Genomic DNA, 12,420 nt, shown 5'->3' on the forward strand with positions numbered 1-12,420 from the left:
CTGCTCAAATTCTTTGTTTGAGTAGCCTTATTTTCAATATCATCTAAGGAGAGAAATCACTAATGTGGCAAAGCGTTGCTAGTCGGATTCAGAACCAAAATAAATGGTGGTTTTTAATTGGTGTTTTATTCGTTTTTATCTTTTTTGTTCTGCCTATATTTAGGCTATTCTTTTTAAGTTTTTCTTCTGAAAGTGGTTTAACCTTAGGGAACTATATGTCAGTTCTTCAGGACCGTTCAACATGGAAAACGATTGAAAATACATTATATGTTGTGTTAGGTTCGTCGATAATCGCGATCATCTTAGGGGTTCTCACTGCTTGGGTTGTGGCGTATACAAATATTAGGCAGAAAAAGCTTATTCAATTATTTGTTTTTTTACCTTTTATTATCCCTTCATATATTACGACATTAGCGTGGACTCAGTTTATGAGTAAAAATGGATTTTTCGCAAACTTTCTAAGTCTGCTTCCTGGAACATTAGAACCAATCAATATGTATAGCTTACATGGAATCATTATCGTGATGGGGATATCACATTATCCGCTTGTTTACTTATTAACAGTGGGGGTGCTTAGGAAAATTCCGCGTGACCTTGAGTATGCAGCAAGGGTTTCAGGATCTAGTAAGTGGCAATCGTTTAGACAAATTACATTACCACTTGCGTTGCCTGGAATAGCAAGCGGCGGATTTTTAGCTTTTATTGCGAGCTTAGATAATTTCGGCATACCTGCCTTTCTAGGGATACCGGGAAATATCAGAGTGCTGAGCACGTACATTTATGAACAAATCGTGGGGCTTGGGCCGAATTCCTTTGAAAGAGCAGCAACCTTATCAGTCATTTTAGGGTTCCTTGCATTAATAGGTACCTTTTTTCAGTGGTTACTGTTGAAGAAATCAAAAAATATTGAAACAGCTGTTGAGGATAAAGAGCCGAGATTTCTATTTCATAAGAGAAAGCGTCTAACGGTTGAAATTTTTTTATGGGCTTTTTTGCTAATGACAACAATGATCCCTCTTGTATCAATGCTTTCGGCCTCTTTAATAAAGGCTTATGGTTTACCTTTTGCACCCGAAAATATAAGTTTAAAAAACTATCAATTTGTGTTGCTGGAGAATCAAAAAGCCATTACATCTTTAAAGAACAGTGCAAATTTAGCCATCATCACAACCGTTTTTTGTTTAGTGGCAGGTACAGGAATTGCTTATCTTAGAACAAAGAAGCCTTCGATGATAACAAAAGGGTTAGAAATGGTGATCGGAATTCCTTATGCGTTACCTGGTACTGTTTTAGCATTAGCGATGATCTTTGCGTGGATGGAGCCTATCCCAGGCTGGAATCCAGGTATATATGGTACGATCATGATTCTATTCATCGCTTATGTTACACGTTTTTTAATTTTACAGGTCAGGGGAAGCATTACAGCGTTTATGCAGATTGATCCTTCGATTGAGGAAGCTGCTAGGGTGAGCGGTTCAAATGGTTTTTATAAGTGGAAACAAATCCTGCTGCCTTTGATCATACCCGGAGTCATAAGTGGTGCGTTACTCGTCTTTTTAACAGCACTAACAGAATTAACTGTATCCTCCCTACTATGGTCCAGCGGATCTGAAACGATTGGGCTTGTTATTTTCAATTTTGAACAGGCAGGTTATTCAACCTATTCAACTGCATTTTCAAGTGTAATTGTTCTATTAATCTTGTTAGCCTTTTTTATTTTAACCATTTTGCAAAAGCTGTGGGATAGGAAGGTGTTGCATAATGAGCACACAAATTAAGAAAATAGAAAAAAGCTTTGGATCATTTAAAGCATTGCATCACATTGACTTAGAAATAAAAGAAGGAGAGTTTGTTGCGATTTTAGGTCCGTCAGGCTGTGGGAAAACAACATTGCTAAGATTATTAGCAGGCTTTGATTCACCAACATCAGGTGAGATTTTGATGAAAAATAAAGTTGTAGCTGATGCAAAATCCTTTCTTCCTCCTGAAAAGCGTAACATCGGAATGGTGTTTCAATCCTTTGCTTTGTGGCCGCATATGAATGTGAAGGAACACATTCGCTTTCCATTGAAGCATCATCAATTTTTAAGTGAAGATCTTAAGTCAGGTATTGATAGAAGAGTAGATGAAGTGTTAAAGATGGTAGATTTACATCATCTTTGGGACAGGATGCCGAGTGAACTGTCGGGCGGTCAAAAGCAAAGGGTGGCCCTTGCTCGTGCAATTGCTCCAAAGCCTGCCTTATTATTGATGGACGAACCTTTAAGCAGCTTAGATGCAGAATTACGGATGTCAATGCGAAGGGAAATTCAGGAGCTACACCGTGTAACAAGGGCTTCCATTGTGTATGTTACTCATGATCAAGGTGAAGCCTTGGCAATGGCAGATAAAATTGTTGTCATGAATAAGGGGAAAATTGAACAAGTAGGAACGCCAAAAGAAATTTATAGCTCACCGACCTCAACTTTTGTAGCTTCCTTTGTAGGAAAAGCGAACCTAATAAAAGGGAAATGGGAAGGTACAACATTTTATCCGTTACATCATCCTTCAATTAAATGGGAAGGGGCTGCAGTAACTCCGGAATTAAGGGAGGAGAATATTTATCCAGCACGTCCGGAACAACTTAAGATCTCATTATATGAGGGTGGTGTAAAAGGGATCATCACGAATGTACAATACCAGGGAAAAGAGATTCATTACACCGTTACAATTGAAGGTAAGCAGTGGATCATCCATCAAGATTTCCATAAAACATTTTCCGTCGGTGATCATGTATTTGTTCATTTAAAGCAATCGGAGTATGTTGCGGATAAGGGTGAGGTAAGGAAATTTATTTATGGATAAGTGACATGTGGTAGACAGCATGTACCTGTGTTTCATTCAATAAAAACAAGGCTGACCCCAAATAATGAGTCGGCCTTGTTATGTTTTTTATCCAACTATAACGGACAGTAAAACCCCCACCTCAGAGCATCTGAGTTTACAAAGAGAGGAGGTGGGGGATAACTGCCCGTAAAGGTCCGATTGGTTCAACTAACCATCAGTGGGAAGTGAAGTAACCCCCGCTATGAAAGTATCATTTTATCCTTTACGTTCTTCTGAAGCTTTTCCCCAAGCCTCAACATTCTTTAACCCTTTAATCGAATCTACAGTAAAGGTAGGATTCTTACCAGCTGCACGCTGCTTCGTATAGTCTGATAGGGCAGAAAAGGCAATTTTACCAAGTAACGCAATCGCGATTAAATTGATAATCGCCATAAGTCCCATGAACATGTCGGCTAAGCTCCACACAAAATCAAGGGAAGCTAGGGAACCGAAGGCAACCATAAATACAACGGCGATTCGGTAAATAGTTAGGTAAATCTTATTTTTCTCGATAAATTCAATATTTGATTCACCATAGTAATAGTTTCCAACAATCGAGCTGAATGCAAACAATAGAACGATTACCGCTAAGAAAATAGCTGCCCATGAACCAATTGAAGTAGAAAGTGCTTGCTGTGTTAACACAATTCCGTTTGGTTCTTCTGCAGTATAAAGCCCGGATAATAAGATAATAAATGCGGTTGAGCTGCAAATGATAAGCGTATCAACAAATACACCAAGAGATTGGATAAGACCTTGTTTAACAGGGTGACTAACGTCAGCTGTAGCAGCAGCGTTTGGTGCACTACCCATACCAGCTTCATTTGAAAACAATCCGCGTTTAATCCCGTTCATCATAGCTGCACCTAATGCACCGCCAGCGGCTTCCTTCAATCCAAAGGCGCTTTCAAAGATTAATACGAAAACACTAGGAATTTCTGTAATGTTTATAACCATAATAAATAGAGCAACTAGAATATAGGCTCCTGCCATGATTGGCACGAGAATTTCTGATACTTTTGCAATTCTTTTGATCCCGCCAAAAATAATGATAGCGGTAATGATGGATAAAATAATCGCAATGACTACTTTGTTAATCCCAAATGATGAGTGAAAAGCACTTGTGATCGTATTAGCTTGAACAGAGTTAAAGGCTAATCCGAAGGTAAGTGTGATTAAGACAGCGAATGTTACACCCATCCAGCGGGCATTTAAAGCTTTCTGCATGTAGTATGCAGGGCCGCCGCGGAATGTGTCTCCATCCTTTACCTTGTAAATCTGTGCTAATGTACTTTCAACAAATGCAGATGCTGAACCAATTAGGGCGATTAACCACATCCAGAATACAGCCCCAGGTCCACCGGTTGTGATTGCAATGGCAACACCGGCTAAGTTACCTGTACCAACACGGGAAGCAGTACTAATACAAAATGCTTGGAAGGAGGACACACCCTTTTTATCAGCTCTTGCACCCTCTCCTAATAAACGAATCATTTCACCAAATAAACGAAATTGAACAAACTTTGTACGGAACGTAAAGTATAATCCTAATCCTATTAACATGATAATTAATACATAAGACCACAATAATGTATTCGTCCCACTAATAATACTCTCTATTACTTTCATTCATACACTCCTCAATATTTTATTCATTATTAATTACTATTCTAAGATCCACACTTTTATTATATTAGCATATTGTGGGACGACGGGACAGGCACCTTGACCCATTATTTTTTGGCAATTCAAAAAAAGAGAACCGCAATAAACGATTCTCCTTTCCTTGCTTATCTTATGTTAATTTTTTCCTAACTGCGATGGCAGCATTTGAATGGATTGATTTAACGTATCAAGCTTGCTTTCAATCCTATTTAGCAGATAAAGTGTCACGACAATAGGGAAGCCAACCTCACTGATAACCGATAACCATTGATCCATCTTTTCCACCTCTTTTCATATAGAATAACAAAGAGCTGACAAGAATGACTCCTCGTCAGCCCTCATTAGGTTTAGGCAAGTCCAATATCTGTTACATTACGCTCAACGATTCGCGCCCCCTTCTTAGCTACAAATTCACCACCAGTAGTAAAGAAGATGTTGCTAGCTAAGATGTCATCCATTGCTGCATTAATTGCAGCTGGATCGACAGGTTCGATAGGTGAGTCAACATTGAGTTTGACTGTTTTTCCTTCTGTGTTTAAAAATTGAAGTTCTAATGTTTTGGCCATGATGTCACCTCCTTTCTTTCATGTACTCTCTTGCTTTCACGATTAAAGGATAATTTGGTTAGAGTCGTTACGCTCGATGACTGAAAGTGTTTCAGTTTGTAAGCTAGCGATCGCTTGAGCGACTTGAAGCAGCTCATCAGGTGTTGCTGTTGTTTTCACATTGTTGTAGTTTTTACGCTTTAAAATGGCTTTTCCATTCTCATCCACACCCATGTCGAAGACTAAGCTTAATTGAGAATCAAGAATGACTTGAGTTGCCATGCTGATCACCTCCTTTCGCCCTTTATATATAAAAAAAGGCTAGGAGAGTAGCGTGAAATTTAAAAATTTTTTTCGGTGGGACGAGGGGACAGGTTTATTGTCCCAAAAGGATAGGGGAACAATGAGAACCAGCCATTGCCCCACCCCCTCATTGATAAAAAAATGACTCCGGTTCAATTACCGAAGTCATCTGTTGGCAGGATATGTTTCTTTATTTTATTAGACTGTCTATTTTAAGGTATCGTTCACTGACACTCAGTTCCAGCTATTATTCAAAACCTTGAGGTGAGCTGGGACAACGAACCTGTCCCTCCGTCCCTATTTTTCTTCGACGATGTTTGCGGAGATCCAGCCGATTTTGCCTGTTTTTGTTTCGACTTTTAGCCATGTGATGCCTCGGTCGTCTGTGGTTTGCTCGTCTAAGTATGTGGCCGTTTCGTTTGCACCTAGTTCTGCGACGATTTTTCCGTTTAGTGATGGAGTGGCGCGGATGTTTCCGCCGCTTTTGTATTGTTCGGCTAATGTGTATTCCTTTGAGTTCACCCTTGCTAGAAATGTTCCTTGATATCCCTTAATATCAAAGCCTAATTCATGTTTAACCTTTTCTTCTGTCATCCACTTGTCAAAGCGGTCCCATGTTTTAGAGTAGGAGCTTGTTGGATTATTCATGATGGCAAGTGGTAGAAGAATGGCAAGGGTAAAACCAATGACACGGAATGTTCTTTTCCATTTTGCTTTGTAACGTGTACGCTTTTTAGGGAGCTTTTGTAATTTGCTAAATGCTTTTAGAAGCAAGGCAAAAAGCTCTTCGATTCCTTCAAGCCAGGCAGGAATATGATAGTTGCCTTCATTTCTTCTCTTGGTCAAAAACTTATGAAACAAAACCATGACCGGATAGGACAGGTAATGAACAGCTTTAGAAAAGAGAATACTGCCCCATTCAATAAGCTTTGGTGTTATCAGAAAGAGGACAGGTCGCATTAGAATGACCACGATAAACGTAAAAATAGCAATTCTAAGCCAAATGGGCAGCAGGGCAAGTGGTACCCATAGCCAGAATAGTTGCTGAATAATGGTTTCCACTTAAGTTACTCTCCTTTAGTTGATTGATATAGATCCCTCAAATCATTAAGGGGATCCTCTTCAGTCCGTCTAGTTGAGTGAGTCGTTTGTTTGCCGGCAAATTGTTCATATGGGAAGTAGGCTTTGATTTTTTCAATTTGTTGAGCTACTTCAAATTTGTCGACAGAAGGGTCAATCATTAGCCTTTTCACCTGGTGCTGTACTTCAAGTCTAAACGCTTCTTCATTTTTAATCCGGGCTTGAACAACTTCTAATGCAGGCTTATGATCCTCAGCAATGAAGAGTGCGTTTAGGAGATTTCCTTTTTCGATTTCCTTCTGGATTTCCCCAGCAACAAAGCGGGCTTCACGCATTTTGATTTCTTTTTCATGAATTCTTAGCTCACTATCTTGATCTTGCTTCCAATGCATTTTGTCATGCTCCTGATCATTTCTGCTTTGCTTCACAAGGACATTGATATCTGAAATGACGATCCCCACTTGCTTTAACCCGGCAACCATAGAAGAGTGCTCATGAAGATCTTCAATATGCTTTTTCACTCGCTTGGCATCTGAGATTGGATAATCAGATGTAATTTCCTCAAGCCAATACGGTAGCTTCTTTTTAATAAAAGTCACAATTTCACCTGCACCTTGTTGAACTAAGGAAATCGGATCAACTACTTTGTAGTCAATCGATAGATCAATTAAAAAGTCGCGGCCTCTATCTAGTGAAGGGTACTCAGCCTCATTTTGAAAGCTTTGAGTTGCCATGTTCACGATGTAAACCTTTGTGTATTTTCCAGCACGAAGATCACTTCGGCTCAAGCGATCGCCATTTTTTACAACCTGAAAATTGTTTTGTTCATTTGTATAAACAAATGCTTGGTTAATAGATGAAGCTGGCGGTTTTTCAAAAAAGCTAAATTTGACAGGTTGAACGTCAATGAGATTCATTTTGGTATCCTCCCTTTATGTTCCATCATTTTTTCGTATCGTTCAGCATAGTGCTGTTTGTTGTTTGGGAACTGACTCACGATCATCTTTTACTCTAACTATCTAGTAGAGTACTGCAATCAAATTCGTTGATCATCCTCCTATGAAATGCTGAAGAAATGTTTGTCCATTTCAAACACCTGTTAAAAGATGGCTATGTTTGGGAAACATAAGCACTGCAATTTTCAATAAGCTTCTGTGGATAGAGCTTCATATATAAAGGTACGTTTACATTATAATCATTGGGTATGGAAAAAATGACTCCCTTTGATTGATCCTATTCTTGAAGGAAGAAACCAACCCTCTATTCAATATACCATACTAACATTGTCAACCTTTTCTACTAAAATAGTATACAAAAAAAGGGTCTGTCTTCCTAGAGTAGTTCTATATTTTGACATATATCTTCATGTATAATGGGAGATAATAAAAACACACTTATGATTTTGTCTAAATTTGTTCAAATGTGTCTGTTTTAAAGGTAGGTGGGTCTATATGTTTTTATTGAAATCAAAGTGGTCGCTGATAAGCTTAGTTGTGTTAATAGAGATTTTAGCGCAAATTGGATATATTTTCTTTCCTATTAAACATATGGCGTTATCTATCTTACATATCACTGTTAGTATCGTTACATTTGTCCTCATTTTAATTCTTATTTTTGTGATGAATAAAACAACGAAAGAGCTTAGTCATAGTAATAGTCGATTAAATAATATTTTTGATTCATTAGATGTCGCGATTTGGTCACATGATATGAAATCAAATAATTTATTAATTACACCTGGAATCGAAAAGCTGTATGGGTATTCTTTGGATGATTTTTATCAGGACCATCTTTTATGGAGAAAGGTGATCCTTCCGGAGGATCAGAAGGTTATTGATCATCGGTTAGAGCAATTAAACAAAAAGAAGCCTGTTACAAGTTTTTATCGAATAGTTCGGCCGGATGGAGAGGTCCGTTGGATTCGTGATAGAGGTATTCCAACCTATGATGAAAAAGGAAATTTTGTTTATTTTACAAGTGTTTTATTTGATGTAACAGAGCAGAAGGAGCGAGAGGAACGCTATCGCGGGTTAGTGGAGATGTCTTCTGATATTATTGCTGTTACTAGGGATTGGAAGTTTGTGTTTGTCAATAAAGCGGGCAGCGAGCTTTTTAATACTTCTGATATTATCGGCCGCCATGTATTTGAATTTGTCTCTCCTGAAAGTGTGAACAGGATAAAGGATATTGTCCAAGAGATGGATGATAAAGATATTGAAAAAAATCATTTCGAATGTCAGCTAGCACTGCCAAATGATGGTATCGTTGATGCGGAAGTGTCACTCATGAAGATTTTATATGAAGGAAGAGCCGCAAAGCTTGTTGTTGGCCGGGATATTACAGAGCGAAAAAAGGCTGAGCAAATCATTCATAAAATGGCTTACTATGACTCGGTCACAAACCTTCCAAATCGGAATATGTTTAAGGAACATCTAAATAATAGCTTAGCAAAAAATGAACCAAATCAAGAGCTTGCGATCTTATTTTTAGATTTGGACCGGTTTAAGGTGATAAATGATACAAAAGGGCATTCAACCGGAGATCTTCTATTAAAGGATGTTGCGGATCGATTAAGAAGTGTCGTCAAAAGTGATGGCCTTGTTTCACGACAAGGGGGAGATGAATTTTTGATTCTCCTTGAAGGAAAGAAAAAGGAAGAGATTGAAACGATTGCCCAGCAGATAATTGATGTTTTTTCTTGTCCATTTTTTATTGGTTGTGAAGAGGTATTTGTCACAACAAGCATTGGCATTAGCCTTTATCCATATGATGGGGAAGATCAGGAAACATTGATTAAGAATGCGGATACTGCCATGTATCTGGCGAAAGAGCGTGGGAAAAATAATTTTCAGTATTATAATGCAAGCCTTAACACCCAATCAACAAGAAAAATGGAGTTGGAGGTTGGATTAAGAAAAGCACTTGAAACGAATCAGTTTAGGATGGTATACCAGCCGCAGTATGAATTAGAAACAGGTAAGATCATTGGTGTGGAAGGATTGATTCGTTGGGAGCACCCAAAGCTTGGCCCAATTTCTCCTATTGAATTTATTCCACTTGCAGAAGAAACAGGACTTATTGTTCAAATCGGAAAGTGGATATTACGACAAGTATGCCACGATCATACTAAATGGAAACAAAACGGAATTAGGCCTATAAAGATGGCAGTCAATATATCCGTACGACAAATGCAGGATCAGGGATTTGTGAAAAGTGTGAAGCAAGTGCTTGACGAATATCAAGTGAATCCGGAAATGATTGAGCTTGAGATTACAGAAAGCATTATGCAAAATATTAATCATTCAATTGTTACATTAAATGATATAAAGAAGCTAGGTGTAAAAATAGCGATTGATGATTTTGGTAAAGGATATTCTTCACTTAGCTATTTAAAGCATCTTCCCATTGATAAAATCAAGGTTGATAAATCCTTTGTGGATGATATTGTGGATCCAAATCACAATGGCTTAATTGCAAAAGCCATTATTGATATTGGACATATTATGAAATTTACTGTTATTGCTGAAGGAATTGAAGAAGAGACACAGGTTGCTTTTCTTTTGAAAAATAACTGTAAATTAGGGCAAGGCTATTATTTTAGTAAGCCTCTGCCTGAGGAGGATGTACGAAGGTTGTTAAGGTAATCCCCCTTGTAAAGTGAGCTACAAGGGGGTTAATGAATCAGTGAATTTGGATGATTTTTATCAACAATGGCTTTATTTATTTTATAAATAAACGTTTGTTTAAGTCATTCAAGGTGCTTGCACTCTTCTAATTTACACCTTATGAAAATACTCCGCACTTTCAATCATTAGCCGACAATCAAGATAATGGCTTTCACTCAAATCAATTTCAAAAATGAAGTCAGTATCTCCAATAAATGGCTTCACCATCTTCCAGTTGATGTTTCCTTTTCCAAGCGGCAATGAATCATGTTCAATTCCGAGTGAGTCAACAAGGTGGAAGTAGTGGGCGTGGGAAGCGAATGTTTCCAGATGTTGCTCTAACGCTCTATTATTTCCCTTTAACGCAATAAATGAATGACTGATGTCAATATTTAAAGGCAAATGAAGCGGTTGGACAATTTCAGTAAGCAGGTGTGGGTTTTGAGCTGAAAATATTCCGTGTGTTGTATCCTCCCATAGAAAGGATCGATCACATATATGTAAAATTTCTTCAATACGCCTTCTCATTTCATATCGATTTGCTTTGTCCATAAATGTAGACTCAGAATCTGAGTAATGGCAATGGATGATACATTTAATATGTTCCTCCCGGCAAATAAACGCTAGTAGCTCACAAGACCAATCATAAAACTGCCGCATCTCAGGGCTGGAGCTAATGATATCTAAATAGCGTCCATGGTGTTTCATTGGATGATGAAGATAGACGCGAATCCCCATAGCTTTTAATAGCCGAATATAACTGACCATTTCATTTGGGTTCTGCAGATTTTTCTCTGTTAAATGCAGCTCAATAATATCTGGGTGATAGGTTATGCGATCTTGAATTTGCTCCTGATCAATAGCCGCTTTTAGCCGAATGTGCTGAATACTCCTCATCTCCTTTGCGGGACGCGGGGACAGGTTCATTGTCCCAAATAGAATGGGACAATGAACCTGTCCCCCTGACCCACGAATGTCTCTGTTTTAAATGTATTCATTATTAACTTCTCTTATTAATGAAAGACTCCTTTTTATAAGGTTGTTATTTTTATATAGGTGAAATGTTGTCGATGAAGGCGAAGCTTTTTGTTTTGTTAGATTTTTAGAATAAGGGATTTGTGGTTGGAATATGATGTTAGTATTTTGGCGAGAGGAGCAGTTTGATAGGATTTCGATGGTGAGGTGCTCTCATGACAGTAAAGAAGACAATTTCTCAATTGATTAAGAAGCGTAAAATTTGGGGTTATAGTACTGCTGTAGCAATAATGCCTTATCTGTTCATCAAAATAGCCTGGACTTTCGGACTCTTTATGCCGACCGAACAAATGGGAGATCCAAGTTGGCGTACTGCAAACGCCATCACAATCGTTCTCGCCGCGGTTGGTATTTCGGTAGCTTTTGCGTTCAGCATGCGGTGGGGAGAGAAGCTACCTGCCTGGTTGGTTGCCTTTCCCGTCTGGGTAGGCACTGGTTTACTTATTCCTATGTTGTTGTTGGCGCCGGTGCTTGGTCCTGCTGCTATCATACGTGATCAGCAGGCAGGGGCTGCCGATGTTTGGATATATGAGCAAATTTTCGTAATAGTTTCACTGATTGGGGTCGGGATCTGTCTACCTTTCACTTTAGCAGGATACACTAAGATCCGTTGGCCAGAGGTATTTACTGGTCCAATCGATATCGAATTACTTCCAGAAAACAGCCAGAAACTGCAAATCACCTTAGCTAGACTTGTCTCAGCTGGCTGTATCCTTCTTGGATTTATTAAGGTTTTCTGGGCGGCTGGTGGAACGATTGGCATCAACCCAGCTATGTTGGATAACCGAGATTTATGGTGGCACCTTTTGTCGTTGAGTACCGGTGTGTGGGCCTTTGTAGGGTCTTGGGGTTTATGGGTATTGACCACCCGTCGCGGGTCGAAGAGCTTTTTCCCACCTATGGCCGCAGCATGGATCTCGTCGGGAATGCTGTTCTCTTATAACCTCTTCAATCGCTTATCTGCCACTCGTCCCGATACACAACCTGCACTGGAGTACCCGCTTGCACATGAACTGACCACGGAGTTAGGTAGCGTCTTGGGAGTTTTGATGGGAATGGTCATCCTGATGGTGCTGCACGATCGGCGCAGAGCAATGAGAAGCGCTGAGTGAAATCAAGATCTAAAATAATATTAAGTAAAAGAACTTTGTAACTACCGTTTGGGAGCCTAGACAGTTTCGCTCATATCAGGAGGCTCACCGCACGCCCCATTTAAGATGAGCATCTCTGGAGAAGGAATCATTCATACCCTATCCAAATTC

General features: G+C 39.1%; 11 protein-coding genes. 4 read left to right on the forward strand and 7 right to left on the reverse strand.

Features of this window, described 5'->3' with window-relative positions; genetic code table 11:
* Positions 1-62 precede the first annotated feature (62 nt).
* Complete coding sequence (locus AC4GZ8_RS13015; protein ID WP_491082297.1) at positions 63-1,778, forward strand: ABC transporter permease; 1,716 nt, start codon at positions 63-65, stop codon at positions 1,776-1,778.
* Positions 1,762-2,844 carry an ABC transporter ATP-binding protein gene (locus AC4GZ8_RS13020; RefSeq protein ID WP_491082298.1) on the forward strand — a complete coding sequence of 361 codons (1,083 nt, stop codon included), beginning with the start codon at positions 1,762-1,764 and terminating at the stop codon, positions 2,842-2,844. Before AC4GZ8_RS13015 ends, AC4GZ8_RS13020 begins: the two co-directional genes overlap by 17 nt.
* Positions 2,845-3,081: 237 nt before the next feature.
* Here AC4GZ8_RS13020 and AC4GZ8_RS13025 read toward each other — a convergent pair whose 3' ends face one another.
* From AC4GZ8_RS13025 to AC4GZ8_RS13050, 6 genes are all read right to left on the reverse strand, one after another.
* Positions 3,082-4,494 carry an alanine/glycine:cation symporter family protein gene (locus tag AC4GZ8_RS13025; protein WP_491082299.1) on the reverse strand — a complete coding sequence of 471 codons (1,413 nt, stop codon included), beginning with the start codon at positions 4,492-4,494 and terminating at the stop codon, positions 3,082-3,084.
* Between the two features lie 171 nt (positions 4,495-4,665).
* Positions 4,666-4,806: a YvrJ family protein gene (locus AC4GZ8_RS13030; protein WP_491082300.1), complete on the reverse strand. Its 141-nt coding sequence runs from the start codon at positions 4,804-4,806 to the stop codon at positions 4,666-4,668.
* Between the two features lie 71 nt (positions 4,807-4,877).
* Positions 4,878-5,096: a DUF2922 domain-containing protein gene (locus AC4GZ8_RS13035; RefSeq protein WP_491082301.1), complete on the reverse strand. Its 219-nt coding sequence runs from the start codon at positions 5,094-5,096 to the stop codon at positions 4,878-4,880.
* Between the two features lie 42 nt (positions 5,097-5,138).
* Positions 5,139-5,357: a DUF1659 domain-containing protein gene (locus tag AC4GZ8_RS13040; protein ID WP_491082302.1), complete on the reverse strand. Its 219-nt coding sequence runs from the start codon at positions 5,355-5,357 to the stop codon at positions 5,139-5,141.
* 318 nt (positions 5,358-5,675) lie between these two features.
* Positions 5,676-6,440, reverse strand: coding sequence for an SH3 domain-containing protein (locus tag AC4GZ8_RS13045; RefSeq protein WP_491082303.1), 765 nt, complete (start codon positions 6,438-6,440; stop codon positions 5,676-5,678).
* 5 nt (positions 6,441-6,445) lie between these two features.
* Positions 6,446-7,375 (reverse strand): hypothetical protein, encoded by a 930-nt coding sequence (locus AC4GZ8_RS13050; protein ID WP_491082304.1) that lies wholly within the window; start codon positions 7,373-7,375, stop codon positions 6,446-6,448.
* 534 nt (positions 7,376-7,909) lie between these two features.
* On the opposite strand from AC4GZ8_RS13050, the gene AC4GZ8_RS13055 reads away from it, so the two are divergent.
* Positions 7,910-10,102 (forward strand): sensor domain-containing protein, encoded by a 2,193-nt coding sequence (locus AC4GZ8_RS13055; RefSeq protein WP_491082305.1) that lies wholly within the window; start codon positions 7,910-7,912, stop codon positions 10,100-10,102.
* A gap of 132 nt (positions 10,103-10,234) precedes the next feature.
* Here AC4GZ8_RS13055 and AC4GZ8_RS13060 read toward each other — a convergent pair whose 3' ends face one another.
* The gene (locus AC4GZ8_RS13060; protein WP_491082306.1) at positions 10,235-11,020 is read right to left on the reverse strand and encodes a TIM barrel protein; all 786 of its coding nucleotides are present in this window, start codon (positions 11,018-11,020) and stop codon (positions 10,235-10,237) included.
* Positions 11,021-11,313: 293 nt separating this feature from the next.
* Here AC4GZ8_RS13060 and AC4GZ8_RS13065 point away from each other — a divergent pair, with 293 nt between their 5' ends.
* Positions 11,314-12,270 (forward strand): hypothetical protein, encoded by a 957-nt coding sequence (locus tag AC4GZ8_RS13065; protein WP_491082307.1) that lies wholly within the window; start codon positions 11,314-11,316, stop codon positions 12,268-12,270.
* Positions 12,271-12,420 lie beyond the last annotated feature (150 nt).

It is taken from the genome of Metabacillus sp. RB-C-LZQ-3-1 (assembly GCF_058315175.1).